Origin of the sequence: Janthinobacterium sp. BJB446 (assembly GCF_002735655.1) — a bacterium.
GTDB classification, from domain to species: domain Bacteria; phylum Pseudomonadota; class Gammaproteobacteria; order Burkholderiales; family Burkholderiaceae_D; genus Janthinobacterium; species Janthinobacterium lividum.
Genome location: NZ_PDZK01000002.1, coordinates 681,678 through 700,555, shown reverse-complemented (window position 1 = coordinate 700,555; position 18,878 = coordinate 681,678). Strand labels below are relative to the sequence as shown.

At 62.6% G+C, this 18,878-nt stretch carries 20 protein-coding genes; 12 read left to right on the top strand and 8 right to left on the bottom strand.

The annotated features are described in order from the left end of the window. Positions 1–2: 2 nt before the first annotated feature. Positions 3–1,064, top strand: coding sequence for an adenosine deaminase family protein (locus CSQ92_RS18840; protein ID WP_099395037.1), 1,062 nt, complete (start codon positions 3–5; stop codon positions 1,062–1,064). On the opposite strand, the gene CSQ92_RS18835 is transcribed toward CSQ92_RS18840, so the two are convergent. Continuing rightward, positions 1,061–2,443: a short-chain fatty acyl-CoA regulator family protein gene (locus tag CSQ92_RS18835; protein ID WP_099395036.1), complete on the bottom strand. Its 1,383-nt coding sequence runs from the start codon at positions 2,441–2,443 to the stop codon at positions 1,061–1,063. The genes CSQ92_RS18840 and CSQ92_RS18835 overlap by 4 nt on opposite strands. Before the next feature lie 157 nt (positions 2,444–2,600). On the opposite strand from CSQ92_RS18835, the gene CSQ92_RS18830 reads away from it, so the two are divergent. From CSQ92_RS18830 to mmsB, 5 genes are read left to right on the top strand one after another with little or no spacing between them, the layout of a single operon-like run. After that, complete coding sequence (locus CSQ92_RS18830; protein ID WP_034778805.1) at positions 2,601–4,109, top strand: CoA-acylating methylmalonate-semialdehyde dehydrogenase; 1,509 nt, start codon at positions 2,601–2,603, stop codon at positions 4,107–4,109. 9 nt (positions 4,110–4,118) lie between these two features. Further along, positions 4,119–5,279, top strand: a complete 1,161-nt coding sequence (locus CSQ92_RS18825) for an acyl-CoA dehydrogenase family protein (protein WP_070254718.1) — start codon at positions 4,119–4,121, stop codon at positions 5,277–5,279. Beyond that, entirely contained in the window at positions 5,276–6,061 is a 786-nt protein-coding gene (locus CSQ92_RS18820; protein WP_092607275.1) for an enoyl-CoA hydratase, read from the top strand. The genes CSQ92_RS18825 and CSQ92_RS18820 overlap by 4 nt, the downstream gene beginning before the upstream one ends. Beyond that, positions 6,054–7,184, top strand: a complete 1,131-nt coding sequence (locus tag CSQ92_RS18815; protein WP_099395035.1) for an enoyl-CoA hydratase/isomerase family protein — start codon at positions 6,054–6,056, stop codon at positions 7,182–7,184. Before CSQ92_RS18820 ends, CSQ92_RS18815 begins: the two co-directional genes overlap by 8 nt. Before the next feature lie 27 nt (positions 7,185–7,211). Continuing rightward, entirely contained in the window at positions 7,212–8,114 is a 903-nt protein-coding gene (gene mmsB, locus CSQ92_RS18810; RefSeq protein ID WP_099395034.1) for a 3-hydroxyisobutyrate dehydrogenase, read from the top strand. Between the two features lie 186 nt (positions 8,115–8,300). Here mmsB and CSQ92_RS18805 read toward each other — a convergent pair whose 3' ends face one another. Together CSQ92_RS18805 and CSQ92_RS18800 are read right to left on the bottom strand one after the other, a co-directional pair. Then, on the bottom strand, positions 8,301–8,915 hold the full coding sequence (locus CSQ92_RS18805) for a hypothetical protein (protein ID WP_143450402.1): 615 nt from the start codon (positions 8,913–8,915) through the stop codon (positions 8,301–8,303). Positions 8,916–8,918: 3 nt separating this feature from the next. Beyond that, the gene (locus CSQ92_RS18800; RefSeq protein WP_070254715.1) at positions 8,919–9,518 is read right to left on the bottom strand and encodes a hypothetical protein; all 600 of its coding nucleotides are present in this window, start codon (positions 9,516–9,518) and stop codon (positions 8,919–8,921) included. A gap of 244 nt (positions 9,519–9,762) precedes the next feature. On the opposite strand from CSQ92_RS18800, the gene CSQ92_RS18795 reads away from it, so the two are divergent. Together CSQ92_RS18795 and hrcA are read left to right on the top strand one after the other, a co-directional pair. Further along, on the top strand, positions 9,763–10,488 hold the full coding sequence (locus CSQ92_RS18795) for an HAD family hydrolase (RefSeq protein WP_180277054.1): 726 nt from the start codon (positions 9,763–9,765) through the stop codon (positions 10,486–10,488). 102 nt (positions 10,489–10,590) lie between these two features. Continuing rightward, entirely contained in the window at positions 10,591–11,607 is a 1,017-nt protein-coding gene (gene hrcA, locus CSQ92_RS18790; protein ID WP_034778783.1) for a heat-inducible transcriptional repressor HrcA, read from the top strand. A 48-nt stretch (positions 11,608–11,655) separates the two neighbouring features. Here hrcA and fur read toward each other — a convergent pair whose 3' ends face one another. Then, positions 11,656–12,087, bottom strand: coding sequence for a ferric iron uptake transcriptional regulator (gene fur, locus CSQ92_RS18785; protein WP_034778781.1), 432 nt, complete (start codon positions 12,085–12,087; stop codon positions 11,656–11,658). Positions 12,088–12,282: 195 nt separating this feature from the next. Here fur and CSQ92_RS18780 point away from each other — a divergent pair, with 195 nt between their 5' ends. Genes CSQ92_RS18780 through CSQ92_RS18770 form a run of 3 tightly spaced genes read left to right on the top strand, consistent with a single transcriptional unit; the run spans position 12,283 to position 14,070 of the window. Further along, complete coding sequence (locus CSQ92_RS18780) at positions 12,283–12,906, top strand: outer membrane protein assembly factor BamE (RefSeq protein ID WP_070281774.1); 624 nt, start codon at positions 12,283–12,285, stop codon at positions 12,904–12,906. A 19-nt stretch (positions 12,907–12,925) separates the two neighbouring features. Further along, complete coding sequence (gene dapB / locus CSQ92_RS18775) at positions 12,926–13,735, top strand: 4-hydroxy-tetrahydrodipicolinate reductase (RefSeq protein ID WP_070281773.1); 810 nt, start codon at positions 12,926–12,928, stop codon at positions 13,733–13,735. A gap of 8 nt (positions 13,736–13,743) precedes the next feature. After that, the gene (locus CSQ92_RS18770; protein WP_099395033.1) at positions 13,744–14,070 is read left to right on the top strand and encodes a barstar family protein; all 327 of its coding nucleotides are present in this window, start codon (positions 13,744–13,746) and stop codon (positions 14,068–14,070) included. A gap of 42 nt (positions 14,071–14,112) precedes the next feature. Here CSQ92_RS18770 and CSQ92_RS18765 read toward each other — a convergent pair whose 3' ends face one another. Both CSQ92_RS18765 and CSQ92_RS18760 read right to left on the bottom strand, forming a co-directional pair. Continuing rightward, positions 14,113–15,360, bottom strand: a complete 1,248-nt coding sequence (locus CSQ92_RS18765) for a CaiB/BaiF CoA transferase family protein (protein ID WP_099395032.1) — start codon at positions 15,358–15,360, stop codon at positions 14,113–14,115. Beyond that, the gene (locus CSQ92_RS18760) at positions 15,360–16,538 is read right to left on the bottom strand and encodes an acyl-CoA dehydrogenase (protein ID WP_034778773.1); all 1,179 of its coding nucleotides are present in this window, start codon (positions 16,536–16,538) and stop codon (positions 15,360–15,362) included. Before CSQ92_RS18760 ends, CSQ92_RS18765 begins: the two co-directional genes overlap by 1 nt. A gap of 159 nt (positions 16,539–16,697) precedes the next feature. On the opposite strand from CSQ92_RS18760, the gene CSQ92_RS18755 reads away from it, so the two are divergent. Then, positions 16,698–17,603 carry a LysR substrate-binding domain-containing protein gene (locus CSQ92_RS18755; protein ID WP_034778771.1) on the top strand — a complete coding sequence of 302 codons (906 nt, stop codon included), beginning with the start codon at positions 16,698–16,700 and terminating at the stop codon, positions 17,601–17,603. Here the strand turns inward: CSQ92_RS18755 and CSQ92_RS18750 are convergent. Then, positions 17,600–17,965 (bottom strand): VOC family protein, encoded by a 366-nt coding sequence (locus tag CSQ92_RS18750; protein WP_070254874.1) that lies wholly within the window; start codon positions 17,963–17,965, stop codon positions 17,600–17,602. The two genes, CSQ92_RS18755 and CSQ92_RS18750, sit on opposite strands and share 4 nt — an antisense overlap. Before the next feature lie 76 nt (positions 17,966–18,041). Next, complete coding sequence (locus tag CSQ92_RS18745; RefSeq protein WP_257219273.1) at positions 18,042–18,806, bottom strand: AraC family transcriptional regulator; 765 nt, start codon at positions 18,804–18,806, stop codon at positions 18,042–18,044. Positions 18,807–18,878 lie beyond the last annotated feature (72 nt).

Below are 18,878 nucleotides of genomic sequence, written 5' to 3'. Positions count from 1 at the left end.
TCATGTCTAATTCCCCCCTGAGCATTGAACAGTTTTTACGCGCCATGCCGAAAGTGGAGCTGCATTGCCACCTGTTTGGCACGGTGCGCCAGGCTACTTTCCGCGCGCTGGCCGCCAAGACGGGCAATGTCGTCACCCCCGAGGACATCGACGCGTTCTATACGCGCGGCGACAAGCCCGTCGGCGTGCTGCGCGTGCTGCGCGCGCTCGACGCGCACCTGATCGTCTCGCCGACGGACCTGTATTGCCTCGCCTACGAATACCTGGAAGACGTGCATGGCCATGGCGTGCGCTATGCGGAGTTCTTCTGGAACCCCACCGGCACCGTGCGCGTGTCGGGCATCCGCTATGACGCGGCGCAAGACGCCATCGTGGCCGCCATCCGCGATGCGCAGCGCGACTTCGGCGTGATCGGCCGTTTGATTCCCAGCATCGACCGCGAAGCCGCTCCTGCGGAAGCCGTGCAGATGGTGGAATGGATGAAGGCGCACCGCGCGCCGGAAGTCATCGGCATCGGCATCGACTACCGCGAAAACGACCGCCCGCCCGAGCTCTTTATCGAAGCCTACCGCGCCGCGCGCGCCGCCGGCTTCAAATGCACGGCGCACGCGGGCGAATTCGGCATGCCGTGGATGAACGTGGCGACGGCCATCGACGAATTACAGGTGGACCGGGTCGACCATGGCTACACGATTGTCGACAATCCGGAACTGGCGCAGCGCTGCGTGGAGCGGGGCCTCGTGTTTACGGTGGTGCCGACCAATTCGTATTACCTGCGCACCCTGGCGCCCGAGCGCTGGGCATTGGACCACCCGATCCGCGCCATGGCCAAGCTGGGCTTGAAACTGCACCCAAACACGGACGACCCGACCCTGCACCACGTGACGCCGACGGGCGCCTGGATGATGATGCGCGAATTCGGCTTCGGCCTGGACGACATGCGCGGCTTCATGTTGAATGGCCTCGACGCGGCCTGGATAGCCGAGAGCACGCGGCGCGACTGGCGCGCGGAATTCACGCGCGAATTCGACGCGCTGCGCGCCCGCGTCGTCGACGCTTCTTAAGCCGATACGGGCGGCGGCGCCAGCAGCGAGGGAAACGCCCGCTGCGGACACGCCTGCCGCTCGCATACCTTGCAGCCCGTGCCAATGGGCGTGGCGCTGGTCGGGTCGTGCAAATCGAGCCCCTTCGAATAGATCAATCGGTGCGCCTGCGAGATGTCGCAGCCCAGCGCCACGGCAAAGGTCTTGCCCGGTGCCCGGAAGCCCGGCGACGCCGTGCTGACCTGGCGCGCGATCCATAGGTATGTGCAGCCGTCCGGCATGCTGGCCACTTGCGTCAGCACCTGGCCCGGATGGCTGAAGGCATCGTACACGATCCATAGCGGACACGTGCCGCCCACCCTGGAAAAATGGAAGTCCGTGGCCGACTGGCGCTTCGACACATTGCCGGCGCGGTCGACGCGCACGAAGAAGAATGGCAGTCCCGCCGCATCGGGGCGCTGCATGGTGCTCAGGCGGTGGCACACGGCTTCGAAGCCCACGCCGAACTGGTGCGCCAGGCGCTCGATATCGTAGGCGCGCGCTTCCGCCGCCTGCAAGAAGCGTTGATACGGCATCAGCAAAGCGCCGGCGAAATAATTGGAAAATGCCAGGCGCGCGCTCGTTTGCGCGGCCGCACCGGAGAATCCTGCCGCCAGCACCAGGGCATCGATCAGCTCGCTGTACTCGAGCAAGCTGATTTGCGCCGCCATCTGGAAGGCGCGCTGGCCGCCCGTCAGGGTGTCGGGTAGCCACAATATCTGTTGCTGGGCGTCGTAGCGGTGCTTGCGCACCATGCCCGCGTCGCCATCGGACAGTTGCACCTTGACGCCGTGGCGCTCCAGCAAGCGGCCTTGCAGCGCATCGAGCGTGCGCAGGGCGGGATCGAATTCCCCGGCCACCAGCTCCGCCGCCCGGTCCAGTTCATCGATGTAGTTCTGCCGCCGGTTCAGGTATTCGCGCACTTCCTCGTCCGTGGACGGGGCCGCCGAACTGGCGCCGCGGCTGCCGTCGTCGAGACGCGCAGCCAGGGTATCGGCCCGTTCCGCCATGACCCGGTAGCGCCGCTGCAAGAGCAAAATCGAGCGCGCCAGCTCCGGCATGTTTTCCACCAGCATCTTGAGTTCCGCCATCGACGTGGGCGGCGCATCGGGCAATTCGCCGAACACGTCGCGCACGTCGGCCACCAGGCTGGCGCTGTCGTGTTCGGAAAAGATTTGCGGATCGACGCCCAGCACGGTGCCGATGCGCAATAAAATCGGCACCGTCAGCGGACGCTGGTTGCGTTCCATCTGGTTCAGGTAGCTGGGTGAAATGCCCAGGGACTTGGCCAGCGCCACCTGCGTCATGCGCCGTTCCTCGCGCAGCCGCTGCAGGCGCACGCCCATGAAAACCTTTGCCATCGCGTTTCCTCTTCCCCGGTTTGTGGAATCTGCAAATTTACAACATTTGCAGATTAACAGATTCAGCTTTGCATTATCTCGCATTTTCACGCCTTGTTTGTGGCGGCTATTGTGCGAATAATGCAAACAGACCTATACCCACACCAGGAGACTTCAAGTGACCACGCAAAACGCTATTCCAACTGTTCCCCTCTTGATCAACGGCGAGTGGGTTGAATCCCAGACCACCGTCTGGCGCGACGTCGTCAATCCGGCCACGCAGGAAGTACTGGCCAAGGTACCGTTTGCCACGCCGGAGGAAGTCAACGCTGCCATCGCCTCGGCCCAGCGGGCCTTCAAAACCTGGCGCAAGACGCCGATCGGCGCGCGTGCGCGCATCTTTCTGAAACTGCAGCAGCTGATCCGCGAAAACATGGCCGACCTGGCCGCCACCTTGACGATGGAACAGGGCAAGACCCTGCTCGATGCGGAAGGCGACGTCTTCCGTGGCCTGGAAGTGGTGGAACATGCGGCCAATATCGGCACCCTGCAAATGGGCGAATACGCGCAAAACGTGGCCGGCGGCGTCGATACCTACAGCGTGATGCAGCCGCTGGGCGTGTGCGCCGGCATTACCCCATTCAATTTCCCCGCCATGATCCCCCTGTGGATGTTCCCGATGGCGATTGCCTGCGGCAATACCTTCGTGCTGAAACCATCGGAGCAAGATCCGCTCGTGACGGAAAAGCTCGTGCGCCTGGCCTTGCAGGCGGGTATTCCGGCTGGCGTGCTGAACGTCATTCACGGCGGCGAAGACGTGGTCAACGCCCTGTGCGACCACCCGGACATCAAGGCGATTTCCTTCGTCGGTTCCAGCAAGGTGGGCACGCATGTGTACCAGCGCGCCAGCCTGAACGGCAAGCGCGCGCAATGCATGATGGGCGCCAAGAACCACGCCGTCGTCTTGCCGGATGCAAATAAAGAACAGACCCTGAACCAGCTGCTGGGTGCGGGTTTCGGCGCCGCCGGCCAGCGCTGCATGGCGGCATCGGTGGCGGTGCTGGTGGGCGAAGCGCGCGAATGGCTGCCGGAATTGTCGGCCAAGGCGCAAACCCTGACGGTCGGCGCGGGCAAGGACAATCCGGACCTGGGCCCCGTGATTTCCTGCGCGGCCAAAGAGCGCGTCTTCAGCCTGGTCGCCAAGGGCATCGAACAGGGTGCCGTGCTGACCCTCGATGGCCGCGACGTCAAGGTCGATGGCTATCCGAACGGTAACTTCGTCGGCCCGACGATTCTGTCCGGCGTGAAACCGGGCATGGTCGTGTATGACCAGGAAATCTTTGGCCCCGTATTGATCGTCGTCGAAGTCGACACGCTCGATGAAGCGATTGCCCTGGTGAACGCAAATCCGAACGGCAACGGCACGGCGCTGTTTACGCAAAGCGGCGCGGCCGCGCGCTACTTCCAGGAAGAAATCGACGTGGGCCAGGTCGGCATCAACGTGCCCATCCCCGTGCCCGTTCCCCTGTTCAGCTTTACGGGTTCGCGCGGCTCGAAACTGGGCGATTTGGGCCCGTTCGGCAAGCAGGTCGTGCTGTTCTACACGCAGACGCAGACGATTACCCAGCGCTGGTTCACGGACGCGGCCTCGGTGGGCAAGGTCAATACCACCATCAGCCTCAAATAAGGAGCTGGCATGGACTTTGAACTGAGCGACGAGCAGCGCGAGTTCCAGCAGGCGGCGCGCGCGTTTGCCGAAGGCGAACTGGCGCCGCACGCGGCCCATTGGGACGCGGAATCGATTTTTCCCGTGGAAACCATCGCCAAGGCGGGCGAGATGGGCTTTTGCGGCCTGTACACGCCGCAGCGCTGGGGCGGCCTGGGCCTCTCCCGCCAGGATGCGGCGATCGTGTTTGAAGAGCTGGCAGGTGGCTGCACTTCGACCACGGCCTATATCACCATCCACAACATGGCTACCTGGATGCTGTCGCGCTGGGGGCAGGAAGCCCTGTGCGATGAATGGGTGCCGTCCCTGGCCGCCGGCCAGAAACTGGCCAGCTATTGCCTGACGGAACCGCAGTCGGGCTCCGACGCGGCCTCCCTGCGCACCAAGGCAGTGAAGGAGGGCGATTTTTATGTTCTCGACGGCACGAAAGCGTTTATCTCGGGCGCGGGCCAGACGGACATGCTGATCGTCATGGCGAGAACCGGCGGCGAGGGCGCGGCCGGTATTTCCGCCTTTGCCGTGCCGGCCAATTTGCCCGGCATCGTGTATGGCAAGAAAGAAGAAAAGATGGGCTGGAACAGCCAGCCCACGCGCATCATCAGCTTTGACCAGGTGAAAGTGCCGGCAGCGAACTTGCTGGGGGCGGAAGGCGAAGGCTTTGCCATTGCCATGAAGGGCATCGATGGCGGGCGCATCAATATCGCCGTGTGCTCGGTGGGCACGGCGCAGGCAGCCCTCACGCGGGCTCAGGCGTACATGAAGGAGCGCACGCAGTTCGGCCGCGAGCTGGCGCAATTCCAGGCGCTGCAATTCAAGCTGGCCGACATGCTGACGGAACTGGTGGCGGCGCGCCAGATGGTGCGTCTGGCGGCGTGGAAACTGGACCAGGAAAGTCCCGACGCCACGGCATATTGTGCCATGGCAAAACGTTTCGCCACGGATGTAGGTTTTAATGTTGCCAACGATGCGCTGCAATTGCATGGCGGCTATGGCTACATCCGCGAGTATCCGCTCGAGCGCCACGTGCGCGATACGCGGGTGCATCAGATCCTGGAAGGGACGAATGAAATCATGCGCCTGATCGTCGCGCGAGCGATTTTGAAAGACGGCGCCACGGAGAATCTGCGATGACCAAAGTGTATACAAATTTGCTGTTGGAACGCCATGGCCATACGGCCCTGGTGACGCTCGACAACCCGCCTGCCCATACGTGGACCCAGGCCAGCCTGAACGCGCTGACCCAGCTGGTGGCCGACCTGAATGCCGACCCGGACGTGTATGCTCTCGTGATCACGGGCGGCGGCGCCAAGTTCTTCTCTGCCGGTGCCGATCTGAAGGTGTTTGCCGATGGCAACAAGGACACGGCGTTCGCCATGGCCGCCGCGTTTGGCGAGGCGTTCGAGGCGTTGTCCGCGTTTCGCGGCGTCAGCATCGCCGCCATCAATGGCTATGCCATGGGCGGCGGGCTTGAATGTGCGCTCGCCTGCGACATCCGTATTGCTGAAGAACATGCGCAGATGGCTTTGCCGGAAGCGTCCGTCGGCTTGCTGCCGTGCGCGGGCGGCACGCAGCACTTGCCGTGGCTGGTGGGCGAAGGCTGGGCCAAGCGCATGATTTTATGTGGCGAACGGGTCGATGCGGCCAAGGCGCTGGCTATCGGCCTGGTCGAGGAAGTCGTGCCAACCGGCAAGGCTGCCGCCACGGCGCTGGCCCTGGCCGCCAAGGTGGCCCGTCAAAGCCCCAGCAGCGTGACGGCGTGCAAGACCCTGATCCAGGGCGCGCGCAGCCATCCGCTGGTCAATTCCCTGCCCGATGAACGCACCCTGTTCCTGGGCCTGTTCGATACGCAAGACCAGAAAGAAGGCGTGCAAGCGTTCCTGGAAAAACGTCCGGCGGAGTGGAAGAATGGCTGAAAGTACCCTGATTGAAACTGTGAAAATCGAGGAACGCGACTGTCCCGGCGGCATGAAGCTGGGCGTCATCACCCTCGATGCGCCAAAGTCCTTGCATGCCTTGACCCTGGACATGATCCGCGCCATCGATGGCGCCCTCGTGCGCTGGGCCAGTGACGCTGCCATCGCCTGCGTGGTGCTGCAATCGTCGACCGACAAGGCCTTCTGCGCAGGCGGCGACGTGCGCAGCCTGCGCACGGCCATCGTCGAGCAGCCGGGCGTCGTGCCGAATCCGCAGGCGCTGGCTTTCTTTGCCGAAGAATACCGGCTCGACCACCGCATCCATACCTATGCAAAGCCGCTGATGGTGTGGGGCGGTGGCATCGTGATGGGTGGCGGCCTGGGCCTGATGGCCGGCGCCAGCCACCGCGTGGTGACGGAAAGCACGCGCATCGCCATGCCGGAAATTACGATTGGCCTGTTTCCCGACGTGGGCGGCAGCTGGTTCCTGGGCCGCATGCCGGGACGCAGCGGCCTGTTCCTGGGCTTGACGGGCGCGCCATTGAACGCGGCCGATGCCCTGTTTGCGGGTCTCGGCGACTATTTCCTGCGCCAGGAAGAGCGGGCCATGGTGCTCGACGCGCTGGCACTGGCGCAATGGCAAGCCAGCCCGCAGGCGAACAGCGAACAGCTGGACCGCTTGCTGCGCGGCTTTTCGGCGCCAACGACGGTGCTGCCCGTCTCGGAAGTGCGCGCCAACTTCGACGCCATCGCCGCGCTGACGCAAGCGCCCACCTTGCCCGAAGTGGTGGCCGCCATTGCCGCGTATGACGGCGATTCGGCGTGGCTGCAAAAGGCGGCCCACTCGCTGGACAAGGGCGCGCCCACTTCGGCCGCTTTGGTGTGGGCCATGCGCGAACGCACGCGGCATCTGAGCCTGGCGCAAGTGTTCCAGCTGGAATTGATCGTTGCCGTGCAATGCTGCGCCCATGCGGACTTCAGCGAAGGCGTGCGCGCCTTGCTGATCGACAAGGACAACGCGCCGCAGTGGCAGCCGGCCAGCCTGGCCGACGTCAGCGCAGCGCATCTGGACGAGTATTTTGCCGCGCCGTGGACACAGCATCCATTGGCGGATCTACATTAAATAAAAGAATAACTGGAGACTTTCACCATGCAACATATCGCTTTTATCGGCCTGGGCAACATGGGCGCGCCGATGGCCCGCAATCTGGTGGCCGCCGGCTTCCACGTGTCCGTGTTCGACCTGGCGCCAGCGGCCGTGGCTTCGCTGGTCGAGGCGGGCGCCACGGCGGCGGCGTCTGCCAGCGCGGCCGTGCAGACGGCCGACGCCGTCATTACCATGCTGCCAGCCAACAAGCACGTGCAGGAACTGTACCTGGCGGCCGGTGGCGTGCTGGACTCGGCCAAGCCGGGCGCCTTGTTCATCGATTGCAGCACCATTGCCGCCGATGTGGCGCGCCAGGTGGCGCAGGCGGCCAGCGAACGCGGCTTTGCCATGATCGATGCGCCCGTTTCGGGCGGCACGGCGGGCGCGGCGGCCGGCACCCTGACCTTCATCGTCGGTGGCAGCGAAGCGGCCTTGCAGCAGGCGCGGCCTTTGCTGGAGAAGATGGGCAAGAATATCTTCCATGCGGGCGAGGCGGGTGCGGGCCAGGTGGCGAAGATTTGCAACAACATGCTGCTGGGTATTTTGATGGCCGGTACGGCGGAGGCACTGAACCTGGGCGTGGCGCATGGCCTGGACCCGAAAGTGTTGTCCGACATCATGGCCAAGAGCTCGGGCCGCAACTGGACCCTGGAAGTGTACAACCCGTGGCCGGGAGTCATGGACGGTACGCCCGCGTCGCGCAATTACACGGGCGGCTTCGGCACGGCGCTGATGCTGAAAGACCTTGGCCTGGCGCAGCAGTCGGCCCTGTCGGCGAATGCGCCCACGCCCCTGGGCGGTCTGGCGCGCCAGTTGTACCAGATGCATGCGCAAGCCGGTTATGCGCAGCAGGATTTCTCCAGCATCGTGCAAATGCTGCAGCCGGGCTTGAACAAGCCTGCCTGAGGAATTTTGGGCAAAAAAAAGCCCGCTGGTAAAAGCGGGCTAAATCCAATTCTTGGAAGAGTTGGAGGAGACAGATGCATTATGCTGCATCGCCACATATAACTCCAATTTATATTTTGAATATCAAATATAGATTTTCATGATATCTCTTCCCGGTAGCCGCCTGGCGGCTACCGTTGCTGCAACTTAGGCCGGATTGCAGGCGACCTTTACCGATGTCACATTCGCTTCGCCCATGGTGCCGCCGCCTGTGCCCGGCTGTACAACGCACAGCAGACCCTTCGGCTGCACGGAGACGCTGACGCCATAGGTATCGCCATAGGCGACGGAGCCAGCCATGGTAAAGGTCGTGGAGTCCTTGACCACTGTTGTTGTTGTACTACCGTTAATCAGCACCAGACCGTCCACCGTCAGGCCGGAAATCGTGCCACCCACGGTATATCTGTTTTGCGCACAAGCAACAGCGGCGCTGATAGTGAGGTAATGACCAGCCGAACCTGAACCACCGCTGATGCTGCAAGTCATGTGCGCCGGTTGCTGCTGGATGGTGATGTTGTAGTCGGTACCATAGTCGATGCGCTTGGCAAAGGTAAACGCTGTTTTCCCCGCAGGAACCGGCAGGGAGTCGCCGCTATTGACCAGGATCAGTCCTTCATTGTTCAAGCCTGAGATCGTGCCGCTGACATCATACGAGGCCTTGCCGCCGCAAGCGGCCAGTCCCAAGGTCAGCAGCAGTGCGGCGATAGGGCGCAAGCAGGATAACTTCATGTATTTCTCCAAAAAATAGGTGACGGATCGCAAGGATTACTGCGGCTTGCAGTCAAGTGTGGCTGCGGTCGTGGCGGCAGATCCCATCTTGCCGACCGTATCGCTGCCATCGGCACTGCTGGAACCCTGGAAGCGGCACGTCAGGCCCGTTGGCTGAGCCAGTATGGAAATGCCGTACGAGGCACCGTCATCAACGCTTTTGAATTCGTAGGTGGTGGCGCCAGCCAGCAGGGTGGTGCCGTTGGGGCCCATCACCAGGCGCAAACCATCCGTGGTCAGGCCCGTGACCGTGCCGCTCAACGGGTAGGCGTTGGTCTGGCAGTTCACCTGGGCCGTGGTCACGGAGTAGCTCGATGCCTTGCCGACGCCATTGATAATGGTGCAAACGGCACCCTTGGGCTGTTGTGCGATGGTGATATTGTAGCGGTCATCGTTCTTGACCAGCTTGGTGAAAACAAAGCTGGCCTGGCCCGCAGGAATCGGCAAGCTTTCCCCGTCATTCAGGAGAATCAGGCCATCTTTGGCCAGGCCGACGACTTGGCCTTGCAGATACAGGTTGCCGCCGCTGCCACCGCAGGCTGCCAGTGTGACGGCGCAAGCCGCCGCCAGCATCGAGCGCAGGTACAAATTTTTCATACATTCTCCAAAACGAATTAGGTTGGGTAGCGCAACGCGGACGCTGGCGCCGCATTGGAATGGCGCCTATTTTAGTCTATCTGGCAAGCTGAATGATCTTGCCTTGTATCACCCTGTAACAATTTTTCGCCGGGAAGCGCTGGCCCGGCCCCATTTCACGGAGGCGCAGCCATGCCGGCGGCGGCGATCAATGCGACAATACAGGCAGGCTGCGCACTGTGGCGTGGCATCCACCGTGAATCCCATGTCTATTGCCCCTGTAAAACCTGCCGTGCCGCCCAAGGCCATCCTGTTCGACCTCGACGATACCTTGTGGCCCATCGCGCCCGTGATTGCCGCCGCGGAAACCCTGCTGCACGACTGGCTGGCCACGCATGCGCCCAAGGTGGCGCAGCAGTTTTCCATCGAGGTGCTGCGCCAGCACCGCCTGGCCATGCTCCATGAACAACCGCATTTCCATGGCAACCTGATCGAGTTGCGCCGCGCGGGCTTGCTGGCTGCCTTCGAGGCGGCCGGCGAGGATCCTGTCCTGGTCGATGGCGCCATCGCGCAGTTCCTGGCTGCGCGCCATCGCGTCCAGCCGTATGACGACGTCTTGCCTGGCCTTGCCTGGATGGGCCAGCGCATGCTGGTCGGCTCGATTTCGAATGGCAATGCGGACCTTGAAATTATCGGCCTGGCACAGCATTTTAAAGTCTCCATCGCCGCCAGCGATTTCGGCGTGGCCAAGCCTGACGCGAGCATCTTCCTGGCCGCTTGCGCCGCGCTGGGCGTGGCGCCGCATGAGGCCGTGTATGTCGGCGACGACCTGTATTTCGACGTCACGGGAGCGCAGGGGGCGGGCATGCGCGCCGTCTGGATGAACCGCAAGGGCAGCGACGCGCATCTGGCCGCCGGTGTGCAGCCCGACGCCATCTGCGCCAACTTCGATGAATTGCTGCTGTGGCTGCAGGGGCAACTGGAAGATTGATCGCCGCCGGGCGGGCGAACGTGCATAATAGGCGCTGTTGATGCACGTTCGGCCGCTTTCGTTGCCGCTTGCTTAACAACATACTTGCTTAAATAAAACACCATGCAACTCGATACACGTGCCCAAACACTGCTGAAAGCCCTGGTCGAGCGATATATCGCCGACGGCCTGCCGGTCGGTTCGCGCGCCTTGTCGAAAATTTCCGGCCTGGACCTGTCGCCGGCCACGATCCGCAACATCATGGCCGACCTGGAAGAGCTCGGTTATGTGTCCAGCCCTCACACCTCGGCCGGACGCATCCCCACGCCGCGCGGCTACCGCATCTTTGTCGATACCTTGCTGACCGTCCGGCACCTGGACGAGCATCTGGTGGAGTCGCGCATGCGCCTGCAGACGCCGCAACCGCAAAAAACCATCGCCAACGCGGCGCAGATGCTGTCGTCGCTGTCGCAGTTTGCCGGTGTCGTGCTCACTCCGCGCCGCGAATCCGTATTCCAGCAAATCGAATTCCTGCGCCTGTCCGAAAAACGCATCCTGCTCGTCATCGTCGCCCCCGGCGGCGACGTGCAGAACCGTTTATTGCTGACGGAGGCCGACTATACGCCGGCGCAACTGGTGCAATCGGCCAATTACATCAACCAGAATTATGGCGGCCTGTCATTCGATGCCGTGCGCGTGCGCCTGCAGGGCGAATTGCGCCAGTTGCGCGACGATATGGGCAGCCTGATGCAGGCGGCCGTGGAAGCGGGCAGCGAAGCGATGGCCGACCATAGCGATGACATGGTGATTTCCGGCGAGCGCAACTTGCTCAGCGTGAGCGATCTGTCATCGAATATGCATTCGCTGCGTCAGATGTTCGACATGTTCGAGCAAAAAACGGGTTTGATGCAGCTGCTCGACGTATCGAGCAAGGCGACGGGCGTGCAGATATTCATCGGTGGCGAATCGAACCTGGTGCCGATGGATGAGATGAGCGTGGTGACGGCGCCGTATGAAGTCAACGGCAAGATCGTGGGCACGCTGGGAGTGATCGGACCGACGCGCATGGCCTACGAGCGCGTCATCCCGATTGTCGATATCACGGCCAAGTTGCTGTCAAGCGCGCTCAGCCATCATTGATCGTACTGCCTGGCGCGCCAGCCGCCCCGTGGGAGCTGCCAGCTGTGGTCAGGCGGTTTTGTGCGGGCAAGCCGTCTTGATGCAGTTGCCATAGATGGCCAAGGCGTGTTCGGCGATCTTGAAGCCGCGCTCTTCGGCTACCTTTTGCTGGCGCACTTCGATGTCTTCGTCGAAGAATTCCTCGACCCGGCCACAGTCGAGGCACACCAAGTGGTCGTGGTGGGAACCTTCGTTGAGTTCGAAAATCGCCTTGCCGGTTTCAAAATGGTTGCGGTTGAGCAAGCCTGCCTGTTCGAATTGCGTCAGGACGCGGTAGACAGTTGCCAAGCCGACATCCATATTGTCGGCCAGCAGAATCTTGTAGACGTCTTCCGCGGTCAGGTGGCGTACCGGGCTACTCTGGAAGATATCGAGTATCTTCAGCCGTGGCAGGGTGGCTTTCAGGCCGCTTGCCTTGAGATCACTAGGATTGTTACTCATGTTTGTTGCTCGTATGTGGGTCAGGTGCTTTATCATATAGCGTTTTAGCGGGGAGTGCCAAAATATGCATTTTTTGGCAGGCCGGCCACTCCTGGCGTTTTGTTCATCAAATTGAGGTCATTTATGCGCGTAACACCGGCTGTATTGCCATCTCTCTGGCACCGTATTTCATTTCGAGCACCAGTTGTGGCAGGCATGGTCTGTGTCGCGCTGGCCATGTCCGGCTGCGCCAGCCGTGGCATCCTTGGCGAAAAGCCGGCAGCTGCTCAAAAAGAAGGCAAGGAACTGGTCCCCGAACAGGGCGCACAAACGACCACCATTACGCCGCTGCAAAAATTCATGTGGTTTTTCTCGCCCTACCGTCCTGACATTCAACAAGGCAACTTTGTCTCCGAAGAGATGCTGGCCCAGTTGAAAGTGGGCATGACGCGCGACCAGGTGCGTTTCGTCCTCGGCACCTCGCTGCTGACCGATATCTTCCATGCCGACCGCTGGGATTATCCATTCCGCCTGGCCCGGGGCAGTGGCGAAACCACCAGCAGCCGCGTGGTCGTGTACTTCGGCAAAGATGGCAAGGTTGAACGTTTCGAAGGCGGCAACTTGCCGACGGAGAAAGAATACATCGACCGTATCGCCGGCCCGTCGCCGTTCGCCAAGGTCGCCAAGGCCGACGTGCCTGCCGCCGCCGTGCCATCGCCCGTGGCGCCAAGCGCCGTGCCCGTGCCGGCCGATGCCGCGCCCGCCATTCCTGTGAGTAAGCCGGAAGTGACGCCTGCGCCTGCCGCCGAGCCTGCACCTGCTGCCGAACCCACCAAATAAGTTGCTGTAAGAGAATAAAATGACTGAACTGAAAATTGCCATCGCTGGCGCCAGCGGCCGCATGGGCCATATCCTGATCGAAGCGGTCAGCAATGCGCCTGACGCCGTGCTGGCCGGCGCCCTCGACCGCGCTGGTTCGCCTTCCGTCGGCCAGGATGCGGCCGCCTTTCTCGGCAAGCCTGCCGGCGTGCTGATCGCATCCGATCTGGCCACCGGCCTGGCCGGCGCCGATTACCTGATCGACTTCACGCGTCCCGAAGGCACTTTGCAGCACCTGGCGTATTGCGCCGAGCATGGCATCAAGATGATTATCGGCACCACGGGTTTCGATGACGCTGGCAAGGCCGCGATTGCCGCCGCCGCCGAAAAGACGGCCATCATGTTCGCCCCGAACATGAGCGTGGGCGTGAATGTCACCATGAAGCTGCTGGAACTGGCCGCGAAAAGCCTGTCCGAAGGCTACGATATCGAGATCATCGAAGCACATCACCGCTTCAAGGTCGATGCGCCATCGGGCACCGCCCTGCAAATGGGTGAAGTGGTGGCCGGCGCCCTGGGCCGCGACCTGAAGGAATGCGCCGTGTACGGCCGCGAAGGCGTGACGGGCGAACGCGACCCGTCGACCATCGGCTTTGCCACCATCCGCGGCGGCGATATCGTCGGCGATCATACGGTGCTGTTTGCCGGCATCGGCGAGCGCATCGAGATCAGCCACAAGTCGAGCAGCCGCGTCACCTACGCCCACGGCGCCTTGCGCGCCGCGCGTTTCCTGGCCGACAAGCCGACCGGCCTGTTCGACATGCAGGATGTGCTGTCGCTGAAGAACTGAGGAAGACCATGGCCACTGCAATACTGAACGGCAAAGAGATTACCGACGCAGCGAGCTTTCACGCGCAATGCGTGCAAGCCTTCGGTTTCCCCGAGTTCTACGGCAACAGCATGGACGCCTGGGTTGATTGCCTCAGCTATCTGCGCGATGACGAAAACATGACGCAGTTCCGTTTGAAACCGAACGAAGTGCTCGACATTGTTGTGCAGGATGCTGAAAGCATGAAGGCGCAAGTGCCGGACTTGCTGGAAGAAATCACGTTCTGTATCGCCGGCATCAATGAGCGCTATGACGATTATGGCGAGAAGCCGGCGTTGAAGCTGGTATTGAAGTAGGTCGGATTAGCGCGCAAGCGCGTAATCCGACATACCCAACATTTACACGACCTTGCGTTCGCGCAAACCGTCGATCTGGCCGCCATCGAGGCCCAGCCACTGCTGCAGCACCTCGTCCGTATGCTGCCCCAGCAATGGCGGCGGCAAGCGGTATTGCACCGGCGAGTGGGACAGGCGCACGGGATTGGCCACCAGCGCCACCGTGCCCGCCGTCGGATGCGGCATGTCCACTTTCAAGCCACGCGCCACCACTTGCGGGTCGGCAAAGACCTGGTCGATGCGGTTGACGGGACCGCACGGCACGGCTTGCGCCTCGAAGGCGCTGATCCACTCGGCCGTCGTGCGCATGACCGTGGTCTGGCGCATCAGGGGGATCAAGATCGCCCGGTGCGCCACGCGCTGCGGGTTGGTGGCGAAGCGTTCGTCCTGCGCCCATTCCGGGTGGCCGGCGACGGCGCAAAAGCGCGAGAATTGCCCATCGTTGCCGATCGCCAGAATCATGTCGCCGTCGGCTGTTGGGAAGTCCTGGTAGGGCACGATATTCGGATGGGCATTGCCCATGCGCTGCGGCACCTTGCCGCCGCACAGGTAATTGGCCGCCTGGTTGCCCAGCGCGGCCACTTGCACGTCGAGCAAGGCCAGGTCGATATGCTGGCCCAGGCCCGAGCGTTCGCGTTCGGCCAGCGCCGCCTGCACGGCGATGGTGGCGTACAGGCCCGTCAGGATGTCCGTCTGTGCCACGCCCACTTTTTGCGGACCCGCGCCCGGCTGGCCGTCGGGCACGCCCGTGATGCTCATCAAGCCGCCCATGCCCTGGATCAGGAAGTCATAGCCGGCGCGCGCAGCGTACGGCCCATCCTGGCCAAAGCCCGTGATGGAGCAGTAGACGAGGCGCGGGTTGAGTGCCAGCAAGCTGGCCGCATCGAGGCCGTATTGCTTCAAACCATCGAGCTTGAAATTTTCCAGCAGCACGTCCGCTTCGGTCGCCAGCTGGCGCACCAGGGCTTGCCCTTCGGGCACGGCCAGGTCGATGCACAAGGAACGCTTGTTGCGGTTGGCGCACTGGAAATAGGCGGCCTCGGCGGTGTCGCGGCCATCTGCATCCTTCAGGTACGGCGGGCCCCAGGAGCGCGTGTCGTCGCCGCGGCCCGGCTGTTCAACCTTGACGACGTCGGCGCCCAGGTCGGCCAGCATTTGCCCGGCCCACGGGCCGGCCAGCACGCGCGACAGGTCCAGCACGCGCAAGCCGGTCAGCGGCGCGGGCCGCAGGGTGGAAGCCAAGGCGTCCATTAGTTGAACGCGGCTATGCCGGTGATGGCGCGGCCGATGATCAGCGCGTGCACATCGTGCGTGCCTTCATAGGTGTTGACCACTTCCAGGTTGACCAGGTGGCGGATGACGCCGAACTCGTCGGAAATGCCGTTGCCACCCATCATGTCGCGCGCCATGCGGGCAATATCGAGCGCCTTGCCACAGCTGTTGCGCTTCATGATCGAGGTGATTTCCACGGCGGGCGAGCCTTCATCCTTCATGCGGCCCAGGCGCAGGCAGCCTTGCAAGCCCATGGTGATTTCCGTCAGCATGTCGGCCAGTTTCTTTTGCACCAGCTGGTTCGCTGCCAACGGGCGGCCGAATTGCTGGCGGTCCATCGTGTACTGGCGCGCCTTCAGGTAGCAGTCTTCTGCCGCGCCCAGCGCGCCCCAGGCGATGCCGTAGCGGGCGCTGTTCAGGCAGGTGAACGGGCCTTTCAAGCCGCGCACGTCGGGGAAGGCATTTTCTTCCGGGCAAAACACTTCATCCATGACGATTTCACCGGTGATGCTGGTGCGCAAGCCGACCTTGCCGTGGATTTCCGGCGCCGACAGGCCTTTCCAGCCTTTTTCCAGCACGAAGCCGCGGATCGCGCCTTCATCGTCCTTGGCCCAGACGACGAACACGTCGGCAATGGGGCTGTTGGTGATCCACATCTTGGCGCCGGAGAGACTATAGCCGCCCGGCACCTTGCGCGCGCGCGTGACCATGCTGCCGGGATCGGAACCATGGTTAGGCTCCGTCAGGCCGAAGCAGCCGATGAATTCGCCCGTCGCCAGTTTCGGCAGGTACTTCTGCTTGGTTTCCTCGTTGCCGAAGGCGTTGATCGGCACCATCACCAGCGACGATTGCACGCTCATCATCGAGCGGTAGCCCGAATCGACGCGCTCGACTTCGCGCGCGGCCAGGCCGTAGCAAACATAGTTCAGGCCGGCCCCGCCGTATTCTTCGGGAATGGTCGTGCCCAGCAAGCCCAGCTCTCCCATTTCGCGGAAGATGGCGGCATCCGTTCGGCCATGGCGGAACGATTCGAGGACCCGGGGCACCAGGCTGCCCTGGCAATAGTCGCGGGCCGCTTCCAGCACGGCGCGTTCGTCGCCCGTCAGTTGTTCTTCCAGCAGCAGGGGGGAATTCCAGTCGAATACGGTTTTGCTCATCACAGGCCTCGCAGGTGAGCGCCGGTGATCGGCGCAAGATTGAATATGGCTCATGGTAGGTTTTTGCCTAGCCTTGCGCAAACGATTTTTTCGCACCCAGACATGCGTGTTGCGCATATCTTGCGGCATACTAGGGCCTTTCACCGGCCGGATACCCCCATGTCACGCAAAATTCCCATGCTGCAAGCCCTGAACTGCTTCGAGGCGGCTGCGCGGCACCAGAGCTACACCCATGCGGCGCGCGAACTGTCGCTGACGCAAAGCGCCGTGTCGCGGCAGATTTCATCCTTGGAAACTTTTCTTGGCGTGCAATTGTTTCAGCGCACGCGCCATGGCGTGTTGCTGACCAGCGCCGGCGCCGCGTATGCGCGGCAGATCGCGGCCCGTCTCGATGGCCTGGAGCGCGACACGCTCGACACCATGGCGCGCCAGGGCGGCGGCGGCGCCTTGCAGCTGGCCTCGGTACCCACGTTTGCCACGCGCTGGCTGATGCCGCGGCTGTCTTCGCTGGCGCAGCTGCACCCGGACATCGTCGTGCATATTGATGCCTATACGAAACCGTTCATGTTTGCCGATACGGAATACGACGGCGCCCTGTACGCGGGCACGCCCGAGCAATTGGCGCGCTGGCCCGGGACGCGCGCCACCTTGCTCATGCATGAAGAAATCGTGCCCGTTGCCAGTCCGCGCCTGCTGGCGGCGCGCAGCGCCTGGCAGCCGCAGGATTTGCTGGAACTGACATTGCTGCAACAAAGTACGCGCCCGGGCGCCTGGCGCCAGTGGTTTGACGCCATGCAGGTCGAGGGAGAGGGGCGCGATGGAGCGCACTATGGCGCCCGTTATGAACTGTTTTCCATGCTGGCCATGGCGGCCGTGCAGGGGCAGGGCGTGGTCTTACTGCCACGCATGCTGGTTGAAGCGGAGCTGGCGCGTGGCGAATTGCGCATCGCATGCGAGCGCCCACTGCGCGGTCAGCGGGCGTATTACCTGATCACGCCTGAAACGGCGCATGAAAAGACGGCCCTGCAGCAATTGCGCGCATGGCTGCAGGCTGAAGCCGCCTAAACGACCTTGCCGGTATCGAAATGGGGATTGTCGATCAGGCCGATCTGGTTGCCGAACGGATCGAGCAATTCCACCGTGCGGATGCCGTCGCCCACGTCCGTGATCGGGTGGTGCAGACTGCCGCCCAGTGCCACGATGCGCTCGACTTCCTGCTCGATGCCATCCACGCCCCAGTACGTCACGCTGCCCTGCGTGCCAGGCTGGCCGTCTGGCAGCAAGCCCAGCTCGAAGCCGCCGATGGCAAAACCGACATAGAACGGCTGGTCGAAGTAGGGCGTGGTATTGAATACCTGGCTGTACCAGGCCTTGGCCTTGTCCAGGTCGGGGACGGGATAGGTGACGGTGCGTAAACCCTTGATCATGTTCTGCTCCTGGTAAATGAAGAATAACGCCATCATGCCACCGGCGCGCGCGTGGCGATTGTAAAAATGGAAGGTTTCAATGGTGGCGGTGCATAAGCCACGCCTCGGGCGAGCTGCGGGCGAAATCCTGGAAATCGTGGATCAGGTGCGACTGGTCGAAATAGCCAAATTGCAAGGCGACTTGCGCCCAGTCCGGCTGTCCCGCCAGGCTTGTCAGCCCCTGGCTGGCGGCACGAAAACGGCAGATACGGGCAAACAGCTTCGGGCTGATGCCCACTTGCTGGCGAAATTGCAGCGCCAGGTGCTGGCGCGACACGCCCAGTTGCCGCGCCAGGCCATCCACGCGGACCTGGCCGCATGCGCGCTCGATGGCCGCGATGGCATGTTCGGCCGCGCCGGGCTGGCGCCGTGGCGGCACGGTGCGCAGGCGCAGCAGCAGATAGTCTTGCAGAATAGAAATTCTTTGCGCATTGGACAAGGGCTCGCTCCACAGGGCGTCAGCCAGGCGCGCCGCCAGTTCGCGGCCCCACAGCTGCTGCAATCCCGTGCGGCCATCGCTGAGCTCGCACAAGGGCAGCTGAAAGAAGCGGGCCGCCGCGCCCGGCTTGAAGCGGGCCGCCACCGTCTGCACCAGGCCCTGGCTGACGACGGCGATCGGCGCCGTCATCATGCCGACGGCAAAGCTGGCATCCTGCTGGTCCTGGCACAGGATGTCGATGCAATTGTCGGGCAAGACCTGGTGCGTCAGGGGCGTGGCGCCCGTTTGCACGCGGCACGTCCAGACGCAGTCCAGCCAGGGCCGCAGGGCGGGGATGGGCGGATATTCCTGGTAGACGATCATGGCCGGACTTGAAGTAAAGAATAATATTGTTGCATACGACACAGCATAATTGTGCGTCCGTCAAAATATGCG